This is a genomic window from uncultured Bifidobacterium sp. (assembly GCF_945269915.1).
GTDB classification, from domain to species: Bacteria; Actinomycetota; Actinomycetes; order Actinomycetales; family Bifidobacteriaceae; genus Bombiscardovia; species Bombiscardovia indica.
This window is the reverse complement of sequence record NZ_CALYOY010000020.1, coordinates 17,127-42,190: the sequence shown is the minus strand read 5'-3', so window position 1 is coordinate 42,190 and position 25,064 is coordinate 17,127. Positions and strand designations below refer to the sequence as shown.

Genomic DNA, 25,064 nt, shown 5'->3' with positions numbered 1-25,064 from the left:
CAAGCCCCTGAGGCCCCACAGGTTCGGAACCCCTACAGCCACAACGGTTGCAGGGTTATCTCGTAGCTTCGGACCATGTGACGCATGCCCCGGTGTGCGGTACGTGTACGGTAAATCGCAAACCGGATCACCCCGCACAAACGAAAAGCCCCGACGAGGCGGAGCCATGACAAGACGTGGTCATCATTGTTTCTTGATATGGACGGTGGCCGTGGTGCTCATCGTGCTAAAGGAGTAGGTGATCTCCCCGTTCGCGTGCTGAAGTCCTTGGTGGCACCCTGCGAGGAGAGCAGGCTCTGCGCCATCTTGTCCTTGTCGCCTTGGCTGGTCCATGGGTAGTCGCCGAAGGCGGTGGGGGGGGGTGATGCAGCCGGGCCGGTACGGACTGGTGGTGTCGGGGCTGATCCGGGTTGATTCCGATGGTGTCGGTGGTGACGGTGGCCTGCTGGTAGTGGTCCTTGTCGGACCCGTTCACCTGCTCCTTGTGCCCGTGAGGTCGGCCGGCCTGGGGCTTCCGTTCCCTTCCCGGTCTTCTCCGGGAACTGGTCTGCTTCTTCCCGGTGTCGGCACCGTTCGAGGCGTCTTCTCCACATGCCGACAAACCCATCACCATGGTCGTAACGGCCGCCAATGCGACAATGCCCTCTTCATTTCGCTCTTCGTTTGCTGTGACCTGAGTCAGCCTACCGGAGGCTATGCCGATTTTGGAATCGTCCGGGTTTCGGAGTTGTCAAACATCGCCTCGTGGGGTCTGTCAGTGCCATGTGATCTGTCCCAAACGGGATGAAAGGTCGGACAAGATTGGCTCTGGAATGTCGGTTTTGCCAGATGTATTGTTTTGGCTCCATAGTCATCGCCGAACAGGTGCTGTTGCCCGCGCATGGGGATGGCATGGAAGACCGCCCGCATCGAAACGGAAATGGCCGCTGGATGGAAGAGTCGTCTGTATGACGAAACTCCTGCGGTAGAGGACGGACGATAGGTGTATGCGGACTTCGACCATCTGGTCGAATGGCCAGTCGTCGGATCGGGAATCCTGCCCTAGGCCTCGATAATAAAGGTCTGTTGGCAGGCCCCGACGCCTATTGCCATGCCATTGAAAGAACATCAACCGGATAGTCGCATCTCTATAGCACCACCTATCCGGACTGCCTGGTTCGATTGTTCGAGCCGAGGAGATCCACCTCGCCCATGAGCTTGGGTATCGATCACTTCTGCTGGTTAATTCAGTGGTTGGTGCTTTATAGTGATGGGGTTAGTTGGCCGGGGGGGGGGATACTCGTCGGCGGAGGTGAACATATGGCATCGGATACTCAACCATCCAAGTTTTCTGATTGCTGGAGTGCATCACGGTTCCTCAGAGGCATGATCCTGGCCCTCTTCTTGGCTTTCCTCGTATATGTCGTTGCCACCCAAGAGTTGTCGCAGACTCAATCCGATCTGTCTTATAACAGCCTGCATTATGATGTGCGGATAGAGCAGAACGGTGATTTACGTATCAGCCAGATCCTTGATGTCCATCTGAAGCCGAAAGGGAACGGACCCTGGCGTCGATTGTGCCAGCGTTACACTATCAAGTCCGGCAACCTCACGGGTATCAGTGACGTATCAGTCAAAAACCTGACGGACCATACGGCCTACAAGGAGCTGACCACTGATTCCGATGATAAGACAATTGACCCCTCAGGTCATTATTCGCAGGACGGCTGGGAACATGAGATGCAGGATACTTGGTATTTGGCCAAGGTGGATGGGGCGGGATTGCTTCAGCAGTATCATTCTTCCACAAAGGATGGGCAGGGGGAATCAGTCGGTGGAGAACCGGCGGATCCATGCGGGGCCAAGAAGGAGTGCAAGGTTGAGATCGGTTGGAATATGCCGGAAACCCCCTCCGCCGACCATGAGGTCTTCCAGGTCGATATGACCTTCCATGGGGTGACGACTGCCTACGATGACGTTGGAACTTTTCAGTGGGAACCTATTGGTGAGGAAAACACGACTCCGGTGGATTCCGTGACGGGAGTCATCCATATGCCGGGTGGGACCGCTGCTGCCAATCCCCGGGCCTGGCTCCATTTCGAAGGAAACGGAAGGGTCGATATCGATAAGGACGGAACCATACGGTTCTTCGCCAGGAAGGTGCGCCCTGCGCAGTACTTGGACCTGGTCACGACCTTTGACGTGTCCAGCACGAAGGGGGTTGCCCGGGTACGACAGGGATCGGCTGAAAAACGCATAACAGATAGCGAACAGTCTCAAGCCCGGTCTTGGAGAATCAAGAAACTGCTCTATGCCATACGTCTGTTACTGGCCGTCATCCTGGTTCCTCTCCTGGCGATTTGTGCCATCGGCTACGAGCTCTGGTCGGCTTTCCGCTCATATCGGGATACGGATTATTACGGTGGTCCGATTGACTGCAAAGATCTATCGGACCTTTCTCCTGCCGCCGCCGGCACCATTTGCAACACCGTGCTTGATAAGCAAAGCGAGGCATCCGATCTCTTCGCTGCCACGATTCTCTCCCTTGCCAAGAAGAAGGCCATTTCCATCAGTTCGCATGACTCGGTTGAAGACGGCCAACAAGGGTCGTCTCCCTCACTTCACGAGGGGACAACTTCGAATAGAGTCAGGTCTCTGAGGATTACTACGCGCCCGCTTGGGCAACGCAGAATGGAAGCAATGGGCCTGACGAAAAGCGAGCAGGCGGTCGTTAATATCCTTCGAGCTGCCATTCCGGTGGATGGGGATGCTCCAAACACTTGTGATATGGACCAGCTGAATGAGGCACTGACCAACCATCCCGACAGTCTCAAGTTGATCGAACAATATACGCAAGCAGTGAATTCCGAGCTTACGGATTCTCACATAACCGATATCCGACTTTCCCATTATCTTCTGGGGTTCGTGATGTTGGTGATGGCAGCGGCAATCATATTTATTGACTTCCCTAACGGCTCCTTTTATGTTCGCTTGTATTTGGCCCTGGCGTTGATAGCCGTCGCCAGTTTCTCAATGTCCTATGGGGCAAGCGAGGTCCTGACTGATTTCGGCAGGGAAACGGCCGGAAAGGTTGTGGGTTACCGTCAGCATCTGCTTCACCCCATAGATATCGGTGATGAAACCAAGGTAAACCTTAAACTCTTTGACTCATATCTGGTCTACGCAACAGCCTTCGGTATCAGCGAGGAGGTAGTTCATCAGATCGCCGCGGAATGCCCGCAGCTCACGGATGCCACATGGTTGGCAAGCAAGTCCGAGAAATCCCTGCTGCGGTTGACCTTCGATGCATCTGGCAATGTGAACAACAACATCCCCGATATTTACCCGACTCAAACATCTGCATCCGGTTGGAGCTCATTGGTTGATGGCAACCATAATATCGCCGTGTCCTCCGTTAACGATCTGGGCAGCGAAGTTTCGGATGCATTCACCACGTTCGGTAATGCGATATCAGAGGTGTCTTCGCCCGGCGTTTCTTCGGACGGGTTCTCTGGCGGTTCGGACGGTGGTTCGGGTGGCGGTTCCTTCGGCGGTTCCTCAGGTGGTTCTGGTGGTGGATCCTTCGGGGGATCGTGACTTCGGCTTCCCGGATTTCGGTCAATGCAGCTCGTGAAGCTGTATCTTGGATTGCCAAGGCGGGAAGGCGATGGCGAATCCGCCGCTTTCTCCGATCGCAGATGTGACCAAGGCCAGGAAAGGGCACCTGGATTGCGCAGTCGCTGACAGGAACGGGCTTATCTCCGACTCGGGCCGAAAGCGGTGGACCCTGTAGCTGGGGATAGTGAAGACCGTTTCCGACCTGGGTAAAGGTCTCTTGGAAGAAATGGGAGAGTGACGGTCCGACGAACGGCGCAAGGCCGTCTCATCCTCCAAGTACGGTACCGTTTTCCGGTTGACCGTACGCGGTCCCAGCGCAAGACCTCACACGATTCGGTATCCGGATTCTGCGAGGATCCGCATCGCCCTGTCGAAATCGGAGGATTGTGTCAGCACATAGTCCGTGTTGTAGGTGGACAGGGCGAAAATGCCGATTCCGGCCTGGGCCAGCAGGGTGGCGATCGGAGCAAGGATGCCGATCAGGGAGAAGTCGAGAACCCCCTGGATGCGGAAGGCGCGCCATCCATCACTGCGTGAAATCAGTTGCGGGGGAAGGCGATCGGTTGGGCAGACCAGGGAGTGTTCCTCATCGGTGTTGCCAGTGAAGCGGAAGGGGGCGTCCAGGTCCACTCCGGAGTAGTCTGCCACCTTGCAGACGGTCAGGTTCTCATCGATGGCATGTATCTGAATATCGCCGGTGCGCATGGTCGGTCCTGATTCATGGTCGGATTCGTCCGCCTGAATTGCCTTGTCAGCCCTATGGGTCCGATTCCGGAGCGCTCGGACCAGGCCGATCGCCGAGACAAGGATCCAACCGACTTCAAGGAGGAGGAACCCCCACTGACGGCCTGAGAGGGCATCCAGGGCCAGCAGACCCGAACCCAGGAGGTTCACGCCTGGATAGGCGATGTCGGATGAGGGGATGTCGGTCATCTGACCCCAGGCGAAGGCCGACAGTATGAGCAGGGATCCGACAATCTGTATCCACAGGGGTAGAACAACCACAATAACCACGTCCTTCCGCGAACCATGATGCAATGCAGCGTCGTCGTCAAGGCCGGGTACGGCGCATCTCGTCCGGGGAAGAAGACCTTCCGGGAACACTGTATCACTTTGGCTGCCGAGAGTCGGGAGCCCCTCCCTTGGGTGATCCTTCCGGTCATTCGCATACCCCGCCTTTCCATTCCCGGCCAACCCATGCATCCGCCTTGACCTTCACCACCGGTGAGGGTCTACTGTCTGAGTATGAACGGGAAACGGACAGGTGAGGAACTCGTCGAGGAGCGATACTGCAGAATCGGTGAGGTGGCTGAGGCCACGGGCGTCAGCAGGCGTGTACTCAGACGTTGGGACGAAATCGGCCTGGTATCGCCATCGCGTACCTGGTCCGGGTACAGGGAGTATGGTCCTGACGACCTGGAGAGGCTCAGGCGGGTCATGGTCTATCGGGAGTTGGGATTCGACTCCGACCGGATCAGAGAGGTCCTGGACGCCCCGGTTGCGGCGGTCATGGGTGAGATGGAGGATTCCCGGGTCGCCCTGGAAGGGAAAATCGTTGAACTGCAGGAGATCCTGAAGACCCTGAACAAGTTGATATCCCTGAACCAGGCTGAGGAAGGATTTGAAGCCTCCGATTCGACTCCCGTATCCGAGGATTGCAATCAGGGTGCGGGTGAAGATGATGGGGACTGGTCGCGACAGGCCCGGACCCGGTGGGCTGGTAGCAGGGAATGGCTGGAATACAGCGAGCGGGTGGTGACCATGAGCCGGCATGACCGGAAGGAGGCAGGGGCCCACCTGGTTGAGGTGGAATCGGATTTGGCCGAGGCATGCAGGGGTGGGGTGGATCCTCGTGGCGAGGTAGCCATGGATCTGGCGGAAAGGCACCGTGATGCCCTGTACTGGTACCGGGTAACGCCCTCCATGCACTGTTGCCTGGCTCGGATGTACGAGGCGGATGGACGGTTCAGGCATCATTATGAGGAACTTGAACCCGGTCTGACGAATTGGCTGGTGGAGGCCATCGAATGCAACGCGCGCAGGCATGGTCTGGATCCAGCCAAGGCGATTTGGCGGTAGGAGAGAGGGGCAAGGGGAAACCCCGGCCCGGAATGGACGAAAGAAAGGTCCTCGCATGAATACAAGGAAACGAGGAGGTCATTTCGATGCGGCGGAGGTCAGCCCGGTTCCGGCACCTGGTTCCGGCGACCTGCCTGACGAGCCGTATGAGGGCATATACGCGATGCCCTTGTTCATGACCCTGCCCAGCAATGACCTTGAGGATTCGGTGGATTTCTGGACCCGGGGATTGGGCTTTGGCGTCATCTACACCATGCCGGGCACCATGACGCATCTGCGGCGGTGGGCCTTTCAGGATGTACTGCTGGTCCGTAAACCAGGAACGGTGCCTGCTGATTCGATCGGCAAACTGAGCATCGCCGTGACGAGGGATCAGATCGGAGGGATGGTCGAAGCCTGCGAACGGTTACTGCCCGGGTCAACCAGGAAGCCCCGGAGGGTTCCCTGGAATTCCCTGGAGGCTGCTATACGGACTCCGGAGGGGCTGAAGGTGACCCTGACCGCAGCCCTTCCGGCTGATCAGGATCAGGCCCGTCGCTACCTGCAGGTGCTCGGCCGGGGTATGTATGGGGAGGGGGTCCCGGAGACTGGTGGTTCTTGCTAGGCTATAAGAAGGACGGGCCCGAACTGCTCGGGCCCGTCCTTTCGCAGCCTAGCTCTAGCACCATGCTATGTACCACTCCCTAGGGGGCGATATGCATGGCAGCCGGGGGAAAAGAGCTAGGCGCGTTTTTTAATCGGACCTCTGCCTGCACCCCGGCCGGCGGCTGCCATACGGACGGGTCTGGGCAAGGTTCGGAGATTGGCCAATGGCCAAGAAGCGTCGGATTACGTGTTCAGACAGGAATGATGCCGGGAAGGCCAGAACGTAATCGGAATGGAATAACGAATCGAAGTCGTTGTCAGGGGGAACCCACGCATTATGCTCTCCATACCGAGGTTCATCATCAGAACCTCAACGAATTATCGTATATACGTTTCCCCCGTATAGAGATAACCTCTACTGGATAGCATACACCCGTCAACCTTGCTGTCAACGGTCTCGTTAGGGTTGGGCCGCGTGTCGCCGCAACTTGTCAAGGCGGCCCTACTTGCCGCTTTCGGCGACTTGCTCGGGCGTTTCCTCTTCACCCTTCCTGACCGAGTGCAGGTATCGGTACACGGTCGGAGAGGAGATGCCGAGGGCGCCCGCCACCGTGTCGACGGCTCCTTTGATCAGGAAGACGCCGGACTCGTCAAGGTCGGCGATCATCTTCAATCGTTCCGACTTGTTCATTCGCTCGGGCTGGACCCCGCGTTCCTTGACAAAGGTCTGGATGTGTTGCTTGGTGAGGTCCTCTGCGTTGACCGACAGTATTTCCTGCGTTCCGTCGGTGACCACCGGCTGTTGACCCGTAGGGGTGTGGAGTTGTTCAGCACCATGCCGATCCACATCGGTATTGTCCCGGCCGGAAGGGTTCTGATCCGCCCGGTGCGTGGGGAAGGGGGTTCCGCTGGCGCTGATGGAATCCAGATAGTCGCTGGCTGTGCGCAGGGCCTTGCTGGTCTCCTTGAATATGGAATTGTCGAAGTTGATGCACAGGAAACCGATGACCTGGTCCTGAGTGTTCCTCAGGAAGAATGTGGAAGAAACAATGGGTCGGCCTTCACGGGTGTACCCGGCATAGTGGACCAGATAGTTCCGGTGGTCGAACTCATGGTTCTGCCAGATCCTCAGCACCAGATCGGTGGCAGGACTGCCCACGCTGCGTCCGCTGACATGTCCGTTGGCTATGGCGACCACTGAGTGCGAGAAGTCCTGGACATCCTGCAGGACGACCTCGGTGTCATGTCCCAATAGCTCCCCAAGAAAATCAACCAAGGGGACGAAAGGCCGCAAGGCTGGGGAGATGGTATCAGCGTCGCCCATTCTGCACTCCTTCCCGCCGACGGCAGGTGCCGATTGATTGGAAACAGGAACGGTATGTACAGGAAATACTAGCACAATGCAAAAAAATCTATCATTAAGAAGACAAAATATTATTGTTGTGATAAAATAACTACAAACAGCTCAAAGAGGAGGTGTCCCAGTGAGTACGTTTGATTCATTGTCCAGTCCGTCGGAGAAATATGAGGAAGAGGACCTGAACCGTAGCCTCAACACCCGGCAGATGGGGATGATGGCCATCGGTGGGGCCATTGGTGTCGGCCTGTTTTACGGATCCTCCGGCGCAATATCCTATGCGGGTCCATCCGTCCTACTGGCATATGCACTGGCCGGTGCAGCCATTTTCGTCGTTTGCCGGGCGGTCGGGGAAATGGCTACTGCCGAACCCGTATCGGGTGCGACCGTGTCCTATGCCAGCCGGTACATACATCCATTCGTCGGGTATGCCATCGGTTGGACCAGCCTGCTCGGTTGTGTGGCCGGGTCAGGAGCGGAGTTCACGGCACTGGGCAAGTACGTTCAGTTCTGGTTCCCCTCCTTCCCCATATGGGCGAGCGGCTTGATCGGCATGGTGCTGATGGCCGTCATCAACCTGATATCCGTCAGCTTCTATGGTGAGTCACAGTTCTGGCTCTCTGCCGTGAAGGTGGTCACCATTCTCGTCATGGTCGTCGGTGGTCTGATCATCATCTTCACCGGTATCGGCAACGGAGGCGATCCCGTCATGTTCAGGAACCTGACGGTCGATGGCTTCATGCCCAACGGCCTGACGGGGCTCCTGTTCTCCGTCGTCATGGTGGCCTTCGCTTTCGGCGGTTCGGAATCGGTGGCTTACACGGCAGGTGAGGCCAAGGATGTCAAGAAGACCATGCCCCGTGCCGTCAATGGGGTGTTCTGGAGCATCATCCTCTTCTACCTCGGGTCCACCTTCGTGATTCTGTGCATGTGGCCCTGGGACAGGATGAAGGGCGTGGGGTCTCCTTTTGTCCGTGTCTTCGCGTCACTGGGCATTCCTGCCGCGGCCTCCATCATCAACTTCGTCATCATCACCGCCTCCTTGAGTGCAGTAAGCAGCGGCATATTCATATACAGTCGTCAGCTTTACAACCTCTCCCTCCAAGGCAGCGCTCCTTCGATTCTGTCAAGAGTGTCGAAGAAGAAGATCCCTTATGTCAGTGTGCTGACGGTTGTACTCATGCAGCTCCTGGGCATTGCCCTCATGGCCGTCCTGCCTGAGCGGGCCTTCGCCCTCTTCTCTTCGATTACGGTCTTTATGCTGGTCTTCAGCTGGGTGGCCGAGCTGGTGAGTGAATATCGTTTCCGCGGCATCAAACGTCGGGAGGGTAAGGAGAACGAGCTGACCTTCAAGCTCCCGCTCTATCCCTTCAGCAATTTCTATGCGCTCGCCTTCATGATGCTGATCATGGTCATGATGGCCATCATGCCCGAGTACAGAATCAGCTATCTGGTGACAATTCCTTGGATGATTCTTCTTGCTGTGCTTTTCGTTCTCCAACGCAGAAGAAACGGGGGGAAGACGGAACCGGTCTCTGGTGGAGACTCGGGGAATTCGACACCGGTCAACGGCGAGGACGCCTTGAAGGATACACTTTCAGACGAGGGTGATGCGTCCAATGCGGATTCCTGAACGCATCGCCATGGTCCGCTGGTGAATTGTTGCAGTCGGCCGGCTCGCCCGGTCAGGATTGAGAAAGGAACACAATGACCTACGATTTTACGTCCATCATGGATAGGCATGGCAAGGATGCCATCGCGGTTGACGGTTTGGGCGCCAACCCAGGGTTCGCGCCCGACCCTCCCAAGGAGGGATTCGATGTCATCCCCATGTGGGTGGCGGATATGAACTTCCCGACGGTGCCTACCATTCCCGAGGCCATCATCGAGCGCGCCAAGCACCCGGCATTCGGCTACTTCAGCCCTACTGACGAGTACTACGATGCCATCATCAACTGGCAGCGCACCCGCAATGGTGTGGAGGGACTGACACCCGTGGACATCGGTTATGAGAACGGGGTCCTGGGAGGGGTCGTCTCCACCTTGACGGCTTTTGCTGCTCCAGGCGATGCGGTATTGCTTCACAGCCCCACCTACGTCGGTTTTACGATGTGCATCGAGAACAACGGCTACCACATTGTGCACAGCCCGCTGAAGAAGGACGAGCAGGGTGTCTGGAGGATGGACTTCGAGGACATGGACCGCAAGCTCAAGGAGAACAACATCCATGTGGCGGTCTTCTGCAACCCCCACAACCCCTGTGGCCGTGTCTGGGAGAAGTGGGAGGTCGAGAAGGCCATGGAGGTCTACAAGGAGAACGAATGCGTGGTCATCTCCGACGAGATCTGGTCCGATCTGATCCTGGCGGGCAACAAGCACACCCCCACCCAGTCGGTCAGCGATGACGCCCGCAACAGGACGGCCGCCTTCTATGCGCCCAGCAAGACCTTCAACCTGGCCGGGCTGGTTGGCTCCTACCACATCATCTACAGCAGGTATCTGCGCGACCGGATCGTGGCCAAGGGCTCCAAGGCCCACTACAACGACATGAACGTCCTGTCCATGCATGCCCTGATCGGGGCCTACAAGCCGGAGGGACAGGAGTGGGTGGATGAACTCCGTCAGGTCCTGACCGGGAACGTGGACTATGCCTGCGACTACATCGACCGGCATTTCGACGGGGTCGATGTCTCCAAGCCCCAGGGCACCTACATGCTCTTCCTTGATTGCACGGACTGGTGCAGGAACCATAACCTCACCCTGGATCAGCTGGAAAAGCGTGCCTGGGATGTCGGCGTGGCCGTTCAGGACGGACGACAGTTCAAGGCGCCGTGCGCCATCCGCATGAACCTGGCCCTGCCCCTGAGTCGGGTCAAGGAGGCCATGGACCGTCTGGACAAGTACGTCTTCAACGCCTGAGTGCCAGAGTCGATGAGGACCCCCGCCGATTGGGTTCACGCCCAACCGGCGGGGGTCCTCGTGTTCAAGGGCCAGTGGGCAAGGAGCCCAGGGCATCACTGGAACTGCATGCCGCCATCGACGATCAGGGTCTGACCAGTCATGTAGTCGGAGTCGTGTCCAGCCAGGAAGGAGACAGCGTTGGCGACATCGCTGGGCTCTGAGAGACGTCCCATGGCGATGCCGTCCGAGAAGGTCGACATGCCCCACTCGTCATCCTTGCCGGCGTTTTTTCCGACCTCGTGGGCGATGTCCATCATCATCGGGGTCTTGACGATGCCGGGCGCGTAGGCGTTGGCCGTGATTCCCTCCTTGGCCAGGTCACGTGCGGCGACCTGGGTCAGGCCGCGGACGGCGAATTTGGTGGAGGAATAAAGCATCAGGTTGGGGTTGCCCACCACTCCGGCCTGGCTGGTGGCGTTGATGATCTTGCCGCCGTGGTGACGGGCGCGGAACTGCTCGACCGCAGCCTGGATACCCCAGATGGTGCCGGCCACATTCACGTGGTAGACCTTGTCGAACATCTCCGGGGTGATGGATTCGATGGGGGTGGTGGGGCCGAGCCCGGCGTTGTTGACGATGACGTTGAAGTCACCCAGCTGGGTGGCGGCCTTCTCGACGGCCGAGCGGACCTGGACCTTGTCGGTCACGTCCAGGGTGACGGCGATCGCCCTGCCTCCGTCCTGGTTGATGGAATCGGCGACCTCCTGGGCCTTGTCCGCTTTCATGTCGGCCACGGCCACGGCGAACCCGTCCGATGCCAGACGACGAGATATGGCCTCTCCGATGCCCTGGGCAGCTCCGGTGACGAATGCTACTTCCTGTGCCATGCTCTCCTCCTTCATTGGGTGGAAGGCCAGTCATATGGCCTGGTGGTTTGATTATAGGCTTGGAATGCGAGAATTCCGGGGCAAATCCATTCGGCGCGTGGCGCAATCGGGGCGGTTCTCCCGAGAGTGAGCTACAATAATCGCGGTTCCGGTTCACGCTGGCCACAGGGGTTGGCGACCCGGTGCCGTTTGTCTCCTAGGAGTTCATCATGAAGCAGGGAATTCATCCTGATTATCATCCCGTAGAGGTCACGTGCTCGTGCGGCAACACCTTCATCACCCGTTCGACCGCCCCCGGCGATCATATGACGGTTGATGTCTGCTCGCACTGCCACCCCTTCTACACCGGCAAGCAGAAGATTCTCGACACCGGTGGGCGTGTGGCACGGTTCGAAGCCCGTTACGGCAAGAAGAACAAGTAGCATTTCAACGCCAGTCCCGACCCGGGTCGTCTGCTATGCCCGGTTCGGAACTGGCGTTTTTTCTATGTAAATCGGCCAGAGAGGGCGAGATTCGATGAGTGAGGAAGAGTTCCCGGCAGCCAGGGTCGCCTTGGAGGAATACCAGCGCCTGGAACACCAGATGAGCCAGCCTGAATCGGCATCCGACCCGGCCCAGATCCGCAAGCTGGGTCGCCGCCATGCCGAACTCGCCCCCATCGTCGATGCCTATCGCCGATACACCAGCCTCATCGAGGATTGCGAGGCCGCCCAAGCCATGGCCGCAGAGGACAAGGAGTTCGCCCTGGAGGCCAAGGAGCTGGCCGAACGGGTTCCCGATGCCCGAGAACGGTTGCGGACCGCCTTGATTCCCAGGGATCCGGATGATTCCCGCGACACCATCATGGAGATCAAGGCCGGCACCGGTGGCGAGGAGGCCGCCCTCTTCGCCGGTGACCTGATGCGCATGTACACCCGTTACGCGGAGAAGCGCGGCTGGTCCACCGAGATCATGAGCGAGAACCGTACCGAACTGGGCGGGATCAAGGACGCCCAGATGGCGATCAGGGCCAGGGGACAGGTGTCCCCTGATGAGGGGGTGTGGGCCTCGCTGAAGTATGAGGGTGGCGTGCACCGGGTCCAGAGGATTCCCGTCACGGAGTCCCAGGGCAGGATACAGACCTCGGCGGCGGGTGTGATCGTCTTCCCCGAGGCCGACGAGGATGACGACGAGATCCAGATCGACCCCAAGGATCTGAAGATCGACATCTTCATGAGTTCCGGGCCTGGCGGGCAGTCGGTCAACACCACCTATTCGGCCGTTCGCATGACCCATATCCCCACGGGAATCGTGGTCTCCATGCAGGACGAGAAGTCGCAGATCCAGAACCGGCAGGCGGCCCTGCGGGTGCTCAAGTCCCGGTTGCTGGCCATGAAGCATGAGGAGGAGGCCGCCCAGGCCGCCGATATGCGCCATTCGCAGGTACGTTCCCTCGACCGTTCCGAGCGGATCAGGACCTACAACTTCCCGGAGAGCAGGATCGTCGACCACCGCACCGGGTACAAGGCCTACAACCTGGAGCAGGTGCTGGACGGGGACCTGCAGGCCATCATCGACTCGGACATCCAGGCCGACGAGGCCCAGAGAATGGCTGCCCAGGAGTGACCTCCGCAGACAATGACCGTATGGGTCTGCACCTCCTGGTGGATGAGGGGCGCCAGGTACTCCGCGGGTCGGGCCTGGACACCCCCGAACATGATGCCCGGGTCCTCCTTGCCGAGACAGCAGGGTCCGACCTGCACGACCTGGACAGGGGACTCCTGCTCGGATGGGGGCTCGACCGGTTCGCGGCCCCGGGCAGAGCGGCCGACCAGGTCTTGCAGGACTACCACGACTGCCTGCAAAGGCGGTCCGACCGTGAGCCATTGCAGTACATCCTTGGCCATGCGGCCTTCAGAATGCTCGACCTGGACGTGGGGCCCGGGGTTTTCATTCCCAGGCCGGAGACCGAGACCGTGGTCCAGGCGGGGCTGGATTGGCTGACCGACCGGGGATTGCCGACCCCCCTGGTGGTCGATCTCTGTGCCGGAAGCGGGGCGGTGGGCCTTTCGGTGGCCACCGAGGTCCACGGTGCCAGGGTCTGGGCGGTGGAGGCCTCGGAGGAGGCGGCCACCTGGACCCGGAGGAATGTGGATGCACAGTCGGAAACGCTGGTCGAACAGGGTTCCGCTTACCGGCTGGTCCTCGGCGATGCCACCAGTGGGAAGGTCCTTGCCGAGTTGAATGGCCGCGTCGACCTGGTCATCAGCAACCCTCCATACATCCCTCAGGACCGGATGCCCACCCAGCCCGAGGTCAGGAATTGGGATCCTGAAATGGCCCTGTATGGCGGTTCCCCTGACGGGTGCCTGATACCCCAGGGAATCATCAGACGGTCCGCAGACCTGCTCCGCCCAGGGGGAGCCCTGGTCATGGAGCATGATTGCAGTCAGGGGGAGGCCCTGCGCCGACTGGCCCGGCAGGAGGGATTCGGGAAGGTTGAAACCGGGCAGGACCTTGCCGGTCGGGATCGCTACCTCATGGCGGTCAGGTCGGATGGTCCGACTGGCAGCAGACCTGCCCATGGGGCACAATAGGGGAGTAAAACCATGGTCGCCCATGGCAGACAGGCGATGGACCCAGCTTGCTGGTTGGTCGGCAGGAGCAGGAAAGGCGGTGAATCGGATGAGTCAGGTGCTGGATTGCAGTCAAGATTCCTTGCTGCGTCTGGCCGAGGTGATCGACAGTGGGGGGCTGGCGGTCATCCCCACCGACACGGTCTACGGTATCGTCTGTGACCCCTTCAACGATCTGGCCATCGCCAGGCTCTTCGCCGCCAAGCACCGGCCCCGCACCAAGTCCATCCAGGTCCTTCTGGATTCCGTCGGGGCCATACCCGCCTTGAGCCTGAGCCTGCCCGCTCCCTTGGATATCCTGGCCGACCGTTTCCTGCCCGGACCCTTTTCGCCGATTTGCCGGGTCGAAGAGGGATGCGGACTCTGCACCCCCCGTCAGGAGGCAGGCTGCAGGACCCAGGCGGTGAGGGTGCCCGACTCCGACATATGCCGTGCCCTCCTTGCGGTGACCGGGCCGCTGGCGGCATCCAGTGCCAACAGGTCAGGCAATCCCAGTGTTCGCACGGCTGCCGAGGCCCGTCAGCAATTGGGTGATTCGGTCGGCTGCTATCTGGATGGCGGTCCGACCCCCGGTTCGGTGGCCAGCTCGGTCGTCGCGGCCGATGCCGATGATCCCGAAGGCATCCGCATCCTCCGCCAGGGTGTGGTCGGCCAGGAGGACCTGCGCCAGGCCATCAGGGAAGTCGTGAAGGAAGGCGGCCGGGCATGAGGGTCTACCTGTTCATCGCGGCCATCGCCGGTGGGGCCACCTGGCTGGTCATGCCCATGGTGCGGCATATAGCCATCAGGATCGGTGCGGTGGGTGAGGTCCGGGCCCGCGACGTCCACACCGTTCCGACCCCCCGGTTTGGTGGGTTGGGCATGCTGATCGGGTTCGCCGTCTCCATGTTCTTCGCCTCCCGCATCCCCTTCATCACCGGCCTCTTCCAGTCGGGTCACCAGGCCTGGGTCATCCTGGGCGGGGCCGTGGCCATCTGCCTCCTGGGCATGGCCGACGACCTCTGGGATCTGGACTGGATGCTGAAGCTGGCCGGTCAGCTGCTCATATCGGTCTTCGTCTCCTGGGGAGGGGTGCAGATCATCTCCCTGCCCCTGGGCTCCCTGGTCGCCGCCTCGCCCAGTCTTTCCATGGCCATCACGGCCTTCCTGATCGTGGCCTCCATCAATGCCGTCAACTTCGTGGACGGTCTGGACGGCCTGGCATCGGGCATCGTGGCCATCGGGGGCATCGCCTTCGCCATCTACTCCTATATCATCGCCCGCATCTCGCCGGACTACGCCTCTCTGGCCACCCTCATCGACGTGGCCATGGTGGGGACCTGTGTGGGATTCCTCCTGCACAACTGGCACCCCGCCAAGCTCTTCATGGGAGACTCGGGGTCCATGCTCCTGGGTTACCTGATCACCTGCGCCTCCATCGTGGTCACCGGGCGTCTGGATCCGGCCACCATCCATGCCAGCATCTACCTGCCCGCCTTCATGCCCATCCTCCTGCCCATCCTGGTCCTTTTCATCCCGGTCCTCGACATGTGCCTGGCCATCATTCGGCGGCTCAGCCACGGGCAGTCACCCATGCATCCTGACCGGATGCACCTTCACCACAGGATGCTCCGTATCGGTCATTCCGTCCGCTCGGCCGTCCTGATTCTGTGGGGTTGGGCGGCCCTGATCTCCTTCGGGTCCCTCTTCATCCTCTTCTACCGGCCGCTCTATGTGGGTATCGGTTTCCTGATCGCCACCCTCCTTCTGACCTTCGCCACCCTCTATCCCTATTATCGGCGGCGTATCCCCGAGATTCGGCAGGAGAATGCCCGGCTTTCCGCGCAACGGGCCGAGCATGCCAGGGGAGATGACCACCACGATGGTTCCGGGCTCGGCCAATGAGCGCATCCAGGTCAACCAGGGTCTGTAGAATAGTGCCATGGTCCTAGATAATTCACATATCGATTCCGCCCCTTACTCTCCTCTTCCCCCAATGTTCCAGAAGCTCGGACTTGCCTATGACGACGTGCTTCTCCTGCCCAACGAGTCCGATGTGATCCCCTCCGAGGTGGATACCACCACCCACCTGACCAGGAACATCACCATGAAGTCCCCGGTGCTCTCCGCGGCCATGGATACCGTCACCGAAGCCACCATGGCCGTCGCCATGGCGCGGAACGGCGGCATCGGCGTCCTCCACCGCAACCTGAGCATCGAGGACCAGGCCAACCAGGTCGACATCGTCAAGCGGTCCGAGTCCGGTATGATCTCCGACCCCCTGACGGTCACCCCCGATGCCACCCTGACCGACCTGGACAAGCTCTGCTCGGTCTACAAGGTGTCCGGTCTGCCGGTTGTCGACCGCGAGCAGCGCCTGGTCGGCATCATCACCAACCGTGACATGCGATTCGTCAACCCTGCCGACTTCGACAAGCTCAAGGTCAGTGACGTCATGACCAAGGACCATCTGATCACCGGTCCGGCCGACATCACCAAGGAAGACGCCCACGATCTCCTGGCCAAGTACAAGGTCGAGAAGCTCCCCCTGGTGGATGACCAGGGCAAGCTGGCCGGTCTGATCACCGTGAAGGACTTCGTCAAGACCGAGCAGTATCCCGAAGCCACCAAGGACGAGCGTGGCCGCCTGCGTGTGGCTGCGGCCGTCGGTTTCTTCGGCGATGCCTGGCAGCGCATCACAGCCCTGACCGACGCCGGTGTGGACGTGCTCGTGGTCGATACGGCCCATGGTCATGCCAAGCTCATGCTGGACATGATCCGTAGGATCAAGTCCGACCACGCATTCGACCATGTTGACATCATCGGTGGCAACATCGCCACCAAGGAGGGTGCCCAGGCCCTGATCGATGCCGGTGTGGACGCCGTCAAGGTCGGGGTAGGCCCCGGCTCCATCTGCACCACCCGGGTGGTGGCCGGTGTGGGCGTACCCCAGCTGACCGCCGTCTACGATGCCGCCCAGGCCTGCAAGGCCGCCGGTGTTCCTCTGGTGGCCGACGGTGGCATCCACTACTCCGGTGACATCGCCAAGGCCATCGTGGCCGGTGCCGATACGGTCATGCTGGGCGGTCTCCTGGCCGGAACCGAGGAGGCTCCGGGCGAGAAGGTCCTCCTGCGTGGCAAGCAGTACAAGGTCTATCGTGGCATGGGCTCCCTGGGCGCCATGGCACCCAGGGGCAAGAAGTCCTACTCCAAGGACCGCTACTTCCAGGCCGATGTGACCAGCAGTGACAAGGTGGTCCCTGAGGGGGTCGAGGGGGAGGTTCCTTACCGCGGGCCGCTCAACTATGTGCTCTACGAGCTGGTCGGCGGACTCCACCAGACCATGTTCTACACGGGAGCGCGCACCATTCCCGAACTCCAGGAGAAGGGTCGCTTCATCCGCATCACCGACGCGGGTCTGCGCGAGTCCCATCCGCATGACATCGTCATGACCAAGGAGGCCCCCAACTACTCCGGCTTCCATGACTGAGTGATTCGGCCCTCTTGGGCGGGTGAAGGGCGCAGGACCGTTTTGGCCACGCGCCCTTCGCTTGTTTCGGGTGACCACGTTCGCACCAGTGTCGATTCGCATGGGTTCCGCACGGTATGGCCTCGAGTCGTATCCGGTAAGGCGGCAATTGGGGATGATGACATGGGCCCGGACTTGTCGCTTGGGTGATACCCTCGTGGCAGGTGAGGGGCCGTACAGGCTCTCATCGAAGTGGGGTTGCCCTGGCCGTGCGGTCCGGATTCCGTTCGGCCATGGCCGCCGATGACGGTGGTCTGCGGCCCCTGCGTCGAGGAAGGAAGGCCGATGAAGGCGGTATACGCGAAAGGTGTCTGCGGGGAGGACCCACTTTCCATGCTTGAGGTCGGGGAGCGGCCCGAACCTGACAGGCATGAGTTCTGGTCGACCATTGCTGTCAGGGCTGTCAGCCTGAACCATCACGACCTCTGGAGTCTCCAGGGGGTGGGTCTTTCCCCGCAGGCCACGCCCATGATCCTGGGGACCGATGCGGCGGGAATACTGGAAGACGACATCCCGGGGACCAAGGGCGGTCCCAAGGCCGGGAGCAGGGTCATTCCCTACACGGTGGTCGGCGGGGATGGCGCCGGGGTTGGTCCGGGGGAGGGGCGCAGCATCCTCTCGGAACGCCATCAGGGGACCATGGCGGCCAAGGTGGCCGTTCCCTCGGCCCACGTCCTGCCCATGCCCGGCAACCTGACCTTCCAGGAGGCATCGGCTCTGGGGACGAGCTGGCTGACCGCCTACTCGATGATATTCACGGCTGCCGGGGTCAAGCCCGGGGACAGCATCCTGATCCAGGGGGCGGGTGGGGGCGTCTCGACCGCCTCCCTGCAGCTGGCCCATGCGGCAGGGCTGGAGGTCTTCGTGACTTCGCGTCGACAGGACAAATTGGACAGGGCCCGTCAGCTGGGCGCGGATGGTGTTGTGGCCAGCGGGGAACGGCTTCCCCACAAGGTGGATGCAGTCCTGGAATCGGTCGGGACGGCCACCTGGTCCCACTCGGTCAGGTCCGTCCGCCCGGGCGGCACCATCGTCGTCTGTGGGGCCACTTCAGGAGACCAGCCGGGTGCCGAACTGACCCGGGTCTTCTTCCAGGACATCCGCGTCCACGGCAACACCATGGGCTCCCTGGAGGATTTCAGGCGCCTGCTCAGGTTCGTCGAGCTGGCCGACCTGCATCCGGTGATTGATTCCACCTACACCCTTGACCAGGCCCCTCAGGCCTTCCGGCACTTCAGCGAAGGTGGAGTGTTCGGAAAGGTCATCCTCACGGTGGGCGGGGACTGACGACCGCATCGCGGACAGGGTCGGAATCGCCGGAAGGGGAATCCCCGGTCGGTCATGTCCTGGCGGTATCTTGTAATGTTCCGTCCAAGGTGGCGGAAGGAGCGATCCGGGGAGCGACCCGGGTCTGAAAGGTGAGCAGATGAGCGACAAGAATGATCTGACCTTCAGCGCGGAGGAATCCCGCATGATCTGGATCGATTGCGAGATGACCGGCCTGGATATCTTCCACGACGAGCTGTGCGAGGTTTCCGTGGTACCCACCGACTTCAACATGAAGGTCCTGGACAAGGGCATCGACCTGGTCATCAAGCCCTCCCAGGCCGCCCTGGACCACATGGATGACTTCGTCCGGCATATGCACACCTCCTCCGGCCTGATCGAGGAGATGAAGACCGGTCTGGATCTGGCCGAGGCCCAGCGTCAGGTCATCGAATACATCAGGCCCTTCCTTCCCGAGCACGGCAAGGCCCACCTGGCCGGCAACTCCGTCGGGTCCGACAAGAAGTTCCTGGACCGGTACATGCCCGACCTGATGAACCTCCTGCACTACCGGGTCATCGACGTGAGCACCCTGAAGGAGCTCTCCCGCCGCTGGTACCCGGACGTCTACAGGAACAAGCCGGCCAAGCATGGCGGTCACCGGGCCCTGGCCGACATCATCGAGTCCATGGATGAGCTCCGCTACTACCGCTCCATGTTCTTCACGGCGGCCCCTGGCCCCGACGAGGCCCGGTCCAAGGCGGGAGCCGAGGAAATCGAGCGGACCAGTCTCCTGCGCCACTATGAGGAGTCCGGCAACCCGGTCGAGGATGCCAACAAGCCCGAGAAGACCGACTACTGATTGTGGCGGCCGACCTGAGCTGGGGGCAAGGCCCATGTACCTCAGGCGTGGCACCATGGAGACATGCAGCAATCCGAAGCCCTGACCATACTGAACGCGGGGGCCAACGCCTTCATCACCGGTGCTCCCGGGTCGGGCAAGACCTTCGTGCTGAACGAGTTCGTCGACCAGGCCCGTAAGGACGGGGCGGTCGTGGCCGTAACCGCCTCCACCGGCATAGCCGCCACCCATATCAACGGTCAGACCATCCACTCCTGGAGCGGGGTGGGCATCTCCACCTGCATGACCGAATCCCTGATGCGGAGGATCAAGACCAGGCGGCGTCGGCAGATCGCGGGAACCGACATCCTGGTCATCGATGAGGTCTCGATGATGCATGCCTGGCTCTTCGACATGGTGGACCAGGCCTGCCGGGCCGTTCGGCACAGTCCTGAACCATTTGGTGGTATCCAGGTGGTTCTCTCGGGGGACTTCTTCCAACTCCCGCCGGTCACCCGACCCAACCACGCGGGCGGCATGATGCCTGGGCCCGAGTGCCAGGCATCACGGGAACGCTACGCTGAGGCGGGAAAGGACCCGGATGGATTCGTTACGGAATCCCTGGTCTGGCAGGATCTGGATCCGGTGGTCTGCTACCTGACCGAGCAGCATCGCCAGGATGACGGGCAGTTGCTGACCGTCCTGACCGATATCAGGGAGGGTGGTGTGACCCAGGAGGACCACGACGTCCTGGCCACCCGCGTCGGGACGGTCCCGGCCCCGGGTCTGGTGGCGGTCCACCTCTTCCCGGTCAACAGGCAGGCCGACACCTTGAACGACCAGCGCCTGGCAGCCATCGACGAGGAGGCCCACCACTACGAGGCCACATCCCGTGGCGAGGCCAGGTTGGTGGAACGGCTGAAGAAGAACATGCTTGCCCCGGAGGATCTGGCCCTGAAGACCGGCGCGGCGGTCATGGCCCTGCGTAACGATCAGGACCACCAGTATGTCAACGGATCCATCGGTACGGTCAAGGGGTTCACCAGCACGGCCAAGGGCGGCTGGCCGATCGTCTCATTCCAGAACGGAAACGTGGTCACGATGAAACCGGCCTCCTGGGAGACCATGGACGGGGACACCGTCCTGGCCGCCGTCAACCAGGTCCCCCTGAGGTGCGCCTGGGGAATCACCATCCACAAGTCCCAGGGTATGACCCTGGACCGGGCCGTCATGGATCTGAGAAGGACCTTCGCGCCTGGCATGGGGTACGTGGCCCTCTCCCGTGTGGAAAGCCTGGGCGGGCTCTATTTGACCGGCATCAACGAGCACGCCTTCCTGGTCTCTCCCGATGCCGTCATCCTGGATGCGGATCTGAGGGCCAACTCCAAGTCGGCCTGCGCCCGGCTGGACGATGAGGGCCCCGGGTCCTTCACCAAGCGGGCTGTCGGTCAGGAGCCTGAAGACGAATTCGCCCAGGACCAGCTCTTCTGACCAGGTGTGTCTGTTCGGTTGGACCTGGGAGGGCGGATGCGGGTCAGTCGGGCATCCATGACAGGCGGACCATATCCTTAAGGATGATTCCGTTCTCTACAACCGGCTGGTCGTAACGGCCTGCGAAGTAATCCCGCTCGATGCTGTCCATGCGGAAACCACATATCTGGTAGAAGAGGAGGGCTTCCGTACTGGTCGAACCAGTGCCGACTTCCAATCTTCCGTACCCCAGCTCCACCGTCTCCTTCTGGGCACGTTCAATCAGTCTCCTGCCAAGGCCCTGCCTGCGATGAGACCGGGCCACACTGATATTGGCGATTTCCATGATCTCCGGACCTGGTCCGACAAGTAGCATGACACCTGCCAGGTCGTCTCCCACCCGGATTTCATAGGCATCCGCCCGGGCGAAAACCGTATGAACCATCCGGACTGAGGGGTCTGCCTCCAGAAGGAGCTCCATGTGTTCCGCATCAAGGCTGGCGAAGGGCTGGATGGTTATGGCCTGGGTCGGTGACATGGGTGCCTGCCTTGTCACTATGTAATCCGTGGAATCTGTTCAATTCACCACTATACCGGTGTCTACCGGTCGGTGGAGAAGGGTTCGCCCTGATGTGGAGCCGATCCGCTTCAGGTGCAATTGCCTAGGGAAGTCCGACCGGACCGATGCCGACCAACCCGTCTTCTGCCATGTCAATCCGGATTACCGTGCCGCATGGCCGCCGTCGGCATTGATAAGGACACCGCCAACGTGAGGGACGAGGGGAACACCGGTGAAGCCATGCCCAAGGCTTCACCGGTGACGATGGCAACCTTGTCGGTGGACCCAGACGTGAGACTCCTGTCCAGCCCCACTCATTTGGCGGTCCGAGGTTCCATTCCGTTGAGGGGTTCCATGATGGTCCCCAAGCCGGTATGTCCCTTTGCGCGAATATCTTTGGGAGGTATGAGTACCAAAGCCATGCGCATGTCAACACTGTTCCTGAGGACCCTGCGAGAGGATCCTGCCGATGCCGATGTGGACTCGGCGAAACTCCTGCAGAGGGCGGGGTATGTGCGCAAGGTGGCGCCCGGCATCTTCACCTGGCTCCCACTGGGCCTGAAGGTTCTGGACAAGGTCCAGGATGTGGTCCGCGAGGAGATCAACGGCATCGGGGCGCAGGAGGTCCACTTCCCGGCCCTCCTGCCACGTGAGCCTTACGAGGCCACCCACCGCTGGGAGGAGTACGGCGAGAATCTCTTCCGGCTCCAGGACAGGCACGGGGCTGACTACCTTTTGGCCCCCACCCACGAGGAGATGTTCACCCTCCTGGTCAAGGACATGTACTCCTCATACAAGGACCTGCCCGTGGCCCTCTACCAGATCCAGACCAAGTACCGTGACGAGTTCCGTCCCCGTGCAGGACTGATTCGTGGTCGTGAGTTCGTCATGAAGGATGCCTACTCCTTCACGATTGATGAGGAGGGGCTGCAGAAGGCCTATCAGGACGAGCGCGGGGCCTACGAGCGGATCTTCAAGCGTCTGGGAGTCAACTATGTCATCGTCCATGCCGTTTCCGGACCCATGGGTGGGTCCCAGTCCGAGGAATTCCTGGCCCCCCTGCCCATCGGCGAGGATACCTTCGCCCTGGCCCCCTCCGGCAAGGCCTGGAACGTCGAGGCCCTGACCACGCCTGAGCCTGAGGCGATCGACCGCTCCGGCACCCCGGATATGACCGAGGTGGATACGCCCGACTCCAAGACCATCGAGAACCTGGTGGGGAGGTTGAATGACCTCCATCCGCGTCAGGACGGACGCGAGTGGACGGCTGAGGACACCTTGAAGAACATGGTCGTCGCCGTCAAGCATCCAGCTGACGAGGACCACCCCGACGGGTGGCGTGAGCTGGTGGCGGTCGGCCTTCCCGGAGACCGCAAGGTCGATATGAAGAGGCTTGAGGCCCAATTCGCCCCTGCCGAGATCGAGGAGGCCAACGAGGCCGACCTGGCATCCCACCCTGAATTCGTCAAGGGATACATCGGGCCCAGGGTCCTGGGACCGCAGCGTGGCGACATCGAGTCCGCCGACCATGTGCGCTACCTGGTTGATGCCCATGTGGCCCCCGGTTCGGAGTGGGTCACCGGAGCGGATGCCGATGGGAAGCACCTGGCCCATGCGGTCTATGGGCGCGACTTCAAGGCTGATGGGGTGGTCGAGGCTGCCGAGGTCCGTCATGGCGACATGAGTCCGGACGGGTCGGGGCCTCTGAGCTTCGAGCGGGGAGTGGAGATCGGGCAGGTCTTCCAGTTGGGTCTCAAATACTCCCAGGCCCTGGACCTGAAGGTGCTGGATCAGAACGGCAAGGCAGTCCCCGTCTGGATGGGTTGCTACGGCATCGGAATCTCCCGTGTCCTGGCCTGCATCGCCGAGATGCACCACGATGAGAGGGGTCTGGCCTGGCCCAAGGCCGTGGCGCCGGCCATGGTCCATGTGCTGGCCACAGGCAAGAAGGAGGAGGCCTTCCAAGCCGCCGAGGGCCTTGTCTCCCAGCTGGAGGAGCAGGGTGTCGAGGTCCTCTACGATGATCGTCCCAAGGTTTCCCCCGGCGTCAAGTTCAAGGACGCGGAGCTGATCGGCGTGCCCCTGGTCGCCATCGCAGGGCGTGACACCATCGAGAATGGGACCATCGAGATCCGTAACCGTGACGGGTCCGACTCGGTCTCGGTCCCCGTCAACCAGGCCGCCAAGGTCATCCTTGATCGGATCGCGGCCCTGGACTGACTTGATTCGCGGATGGTCCCACCGGTATTGATGCGAAAGGAAAGCGGCCCGGTCGACTCTTGTGGTCCGACCTGGGCGCTCCATATCCCTGCCCGGATGCTGCGGGCGGATGTGCGCAATCGTGGTGATTGACCTTGGGATTCGCCTTTTGAGCAGGATGGCCCTGCGGTCATCCCAGATTCTGTCCGGTTGGCTGAATAGGTTCGTCCGGCTGGTTCAGATGACGGTTGCCTGGATCAGATTCGCAACAGGATGGGCAGGTGGTCCCTTCTCGTGCCGGTGTCAACGGGTTCGGAAACCGTGACCTTGTCGGCCAGGCGATCGGAGGTCAGCCAGTAGTCGATCCTCCAGCCGGAGTTGTTGGCCTTGCTGGTGAGGGCGCGCTGGGCGAACCAGGTGTATACGCTGCGTTGGCCATCGAAGTATCCCGCCGCCTGTCCGTGGACCTTTCGGAAGGTGTCGGTGAAGCCGGCATCCAGCAACTGACCGAACTTGTTGCGTTCCTGGTCGGTGAAGCCTGCGGAATGGTGGTTGGACCGGGGGTTGGCTATGTCGATCTCCTCATGGGCCACGTTGAAGTCGCCACAGGCCAGGACCGGCTTGCTGGCATCCAGCTTCTTCAGGTAGGCACGGTAGCAGTCATCCCAGTGTCCGCGTGGTTCAAGCCGTACCAGTCCCGAGCCGGCATTGGGGGTGTAGACCGTGGTGACGAAGCAGTCGGGGAACTCCAGGGTGATCATCCGTCCCTCGTCATCCATGGTGTCCGGGGCACCGATCTTTGGATAGGTGACCTCGGGTGTGGGCAGATCGTTCCGGTACAGCATCAGGGTGCCGGCATATCCGCGGCGGGCGGGTGGCTCGGAGATGCGATGGACCTCTTGATAATCAGGGAAGTACTGCATCAGGGCTCTGAGGATCTTGTCGGTCTTCTTCTGGTCGTCATTGAGTTTGGTCTCCTGGATGGCCAGGACGTCGGGGTTCAGGTCCCTGATTGAATCCACCACATTCAGGGAGAGGGATCCGCGGGCGCTGCTGCCCAGGAGGGCGGCGTTGAGGGAGTCGATGTTCCAACTGACCAGTGTGTGCACCATGAGTGATGATCCTTCCGTGCCGGCATGCCTCTGTCTGCTTCTTCAGTCTATCCTCCTCCGGGCCAGCAGGTGGCTCCCCTGCACAGGG

20 protein-coding genes and 1 riboswitch are annotated in these 25,064 nt (G+C 60.8%); of the genes, 15 read left to right on the top strand and 5 right to left on the bottom strand.

All coding sequences use genetic code 11. The features are described from left to right. Positions 1-1,299: 1,299 nt before the first annotated feature. Positions 1,300-3,576: a DUF2207 domain-containing protein gene (locus Q0K62_RS05115; protein ID WP_297316905.1), complete on the top strand. Its 2,277-nt coding sequence runs from the start codon at positions 1,300-1,302 to the stop codon at positions 3,574-3,576. A gap of 345 nt (positions 3,577-3,921) precedes the next feature. Here Q0K62_RS05115 and Q0K62_RS05110 read toward each other — a convergent pair whose 3' ends face one another. After that, positions 3,922-4,602 carry an ACT domain-containing protein gene (locus Q0K62_RS05110; protein WP_297316904.1) on the bottom strand — a complete coding sequence of 227 codons (681 nt, stop codon included), beginning with the start codon at positions 4,600-4,602 and terminating at the stop codon, positions 3,922-3,924. 34 nt (positions 4,603-4,636) lie between these two features. Then, a riboswitch (guanidine-III (ykkC-III) riboswitch) is annotated at positions 4,637-4,698 on the bottom strand. 144 nt (positions 4,699-4,842) lie between these two features. Between Q0K62_RS05110 and Q0K62_RS05105 the strand changes: the two genes are divergently transcribed. Together Q0K62_RS05105 and Q0K62_RS05100 are read left to right on the top strand one after the other, a co-directional pair. Then, positions 4,843-5,676, top strand: a complete 834-nt coding sequence (locus tag Q0K62_RS05105) for a MerR family transcriptional regulator (RefSeq protein ID WP_297316903.1) — start codon at positions 4,843-4,845, stop codon at positions 5,674-5,676. Positions 5,677-5,731: 55 nt separating this feature from the next. Further along, positions 5,732-6,280 (top strand): VOC family protein, encoded by a 549-nt coding sequence (locus tag Q0K62_RS05100; protein WP_297316902.1) that lies wholly within the window; start codon positions 5,732-5,734, stop codon positions 6,278-6,280. A gap of 483 nt (positions 6,281-6,763) precedes the next feature. Here the strand turns inward: Q0K62_RS05100 and Q0K62_RS05095 are convergent, their stop codons facing one another. Beyond that, positions 6,764-7,585: a PAS domain-containing protein gene (locus Q0K62_RS05095; RefSeq protein WP_297316901.1), complete on the bottom strand. Its 822-nt coding sequence runs from the start codon at positions 7,583-7,585 to the stop codon at positions 6,764-6,766. 241 nt (positions 7,586-7,826) lie between these two features. On the opposite strand from Q0K62_RS05095, the gene Q0K62_RS05090 reads away from it, so the two are divergent. Further along, positions 7,827-9,251, top strand: a complete 1,425-nt coding sequence (locus Q0K62_RS05090; RefSeq protein ID WP_297316909.1) for an amino acid permease — start codon at positions 7,827-7,829, stop codon at positions 9,249-9,251. Between the two features lie 74 nt (positions 9,252-9,325). Continuing rightward, positions 9,326-10,537 carry an aminotransferase class I/II-fold pyridoxal phosphate-dependent enzyme gene (locus Q0K62_RS05085; RefSeq protein WP_297316900.1) on the top strand — a complete coding sequence of 404 codons (1,212 nt, stop codon included), beginning with the start codon at positions 9,326-9,328 and terminating at the stop codon, positions 10,535-10,537. Between the two features lie 95 nt (positions 10,538-10,632). On the opposite strand, the gene Q0K62_RS05080 is transcribed toward Q0K62_RS05085, so the two are convergent. After that, positions 10,633-11,406, bottom strand: a complete 774-nt coding sequence (locus tag Q0K62_RS05080; protein WP_297316899.1) for a (S)-acetoin forming diacetyl reductase — start codon at positions 11,404-11,406, stop codon at positions 10,633-10,635. A gap of 209 nt (positions 11,407-11,615) precedes the next feature. On the opposite strand from Q0K62_RS05080, the gene rpmE reads away from it, so the two are divergent. The 9 genes from rpmE to Q0K62_RS05035 all read left to right on the top strand — a co-directional run bounded on the left by rpmE (position 11,616) and on the right by Q0K62_RS05035 (position 21,127). Continuing rightward, a complete protein-coding gene (gene rpmE, locus Q0K62_RS05075; RefSeq protein WP_297316898.1) occupies positions 11,616-11,828 on the top strand; it encodes a 50S ribosomal protein L31 in 213 nt (70 codons plus the stop codon). A gap of 94 nt (positions 11,829-11,922) precedes the next feature. Then, on the top strand, positions 11,923-13,011 hold the full coding sequence (prfA, locus tag Q0K62_RS05070; protein ID WP_297316897.1) for a peptide chain release factor 1: 1,089 nt from the start codon (positions 11,923-11,925) through the stop codon (positions 13,009-13,011). A 20-nt stretch (positions 13,012-13,031) separates the two neighbouring features. Beyond that, a complete protein-coding gene (prmC, locus tag Q0K62_RS05065; RefSeq protein ID WP_297316908.1) occupies positions 13,032-13,982 on the top strand; it encodes a peptide chain release factor N(5)-glutamine methyltransferase in 951 nt (316 codons plus the stop codon). A gap of 88 nt (positions 13,983-14,070) precedes the next feature. Next, the gene (locus Q0K62_RS05060; RefSeq protein ID WP_297316896.1) at positions 14,071-14,730 is read left to right on the top strand and encodes an L-threonylcarbamoyladenylate synthase; all 660 of its coding nucleotides are present in this window, start codon (positions 14,071-14,073) and stop codon (positions 14,728-14,730) included. Then, a complete protein-coding gene (locus Q0K62_RS05055; protein WP_297316895.1) occupies positions 14,727-15,905 on the top strand; it encodes an MraY family glycosyltransferase in 1,179 nt (392 codons plus the stop codon). Before Q0K62_RS05060 ends, Q0K62_RS05055 begins: the two co-directional genes overlap by 4 nt. A gap of 37 nt (positions 15,906-15,942) precedes the next feature. Further along, entirely contained in the window at positions 15,943-17,490 is a 1,548-nt protein-coding gene (gene guaB, locus Q0K62_RS05050) for an IMP dehydrogenase (RefSeq protein WP_297316894.1), read from the top strand. A gap of 324 nt (positions 17,491-17,814) precedes the next feature. After that, positions 17,815-18,816: a zinc-binding dehydrogenase gene (locus Q0K62_RS05045; RefSeq protein WP_297316893.1), complete on the top strand. Its 1,002-nt coding sequence runs from the start codon at positions 17,815-17,817 to the stop codon at positions 18,814-18,816. 139 nt (positions 18,817-18,955) lie between these two features. Then, positions 18,956-19,657, top strand: a complete 702-nt coding sequence (gene orn, locus Q0K62_RS05040; RefSeq protein WP_297316892.1) for an oligoribonuclease — start codon at positions 18,956-18,958, stop codon at positions 19,655-19,657. 63 nt (positions 19,658-19,720) lie between these two features. After that, on the top strand, positions 19,721-21,127 hold the full coding sequence (locus tag Q0K62_RS05035; protein WP_297316891.1) for a PIF1 family DEAD/DEAH box helicase: 1,407 nt from the start codon (positions 19,721-19,723) through the stop codon (positions 21,125-21,127). 43 nt (positions 21,128-21,170) lie between these two features. Here Q0K62_RS05035 and Q0K62_RS05030 read toward each other — a convergent pair whose 3' ends face one another. Further along, positions 21,171-21,644 (bottom strand): GNAT family N-acetyltransferase, encoded by a 474-nt coding sequence (locus tag Q0K62_RS05030; protein WP_297316890.1) that lies wholly within the window; start codon positions 21,642-21,644, stop codon positions 21,171-21,173. Between the two features lie 426 nt (positions 21,645-22,070). Here Q0K62_RS05030 and Q0K62_RS05025 point away from each other — a divergent pair, with 426 nt between their 5' ends. After that, a complete protein-coding gene (locus tag Q0K62_RS05025; RefSeq protein ID WP_297316889.1) occupies positions 22,071-23,885 on the top strand; it encodes a proline--tRNA ligase in 1,815 nt (604 codons plus the stop codon). A 236-nt stretch (positions 23,886-24,121) separates the two neighbouring features. On the opposite strand, the gene Q0K62_RS05020 is transcribed toward Q0K62_RS05025, so the two are convergent. Then, positions 24,122-24,976 (bottom strand): exodeoxyribonuclease III, encoded by an 855-nt coding sequence (locus Q0K62_RS05020; RefSeq protein ID WP_297316888.1) that lies wholly within the window; start codon positions 24,974-24,976, stop codon positions 24,122-24,124. Between the last annotated feature and the right edge of the window lie 88 nt (positions 24,977-25,064).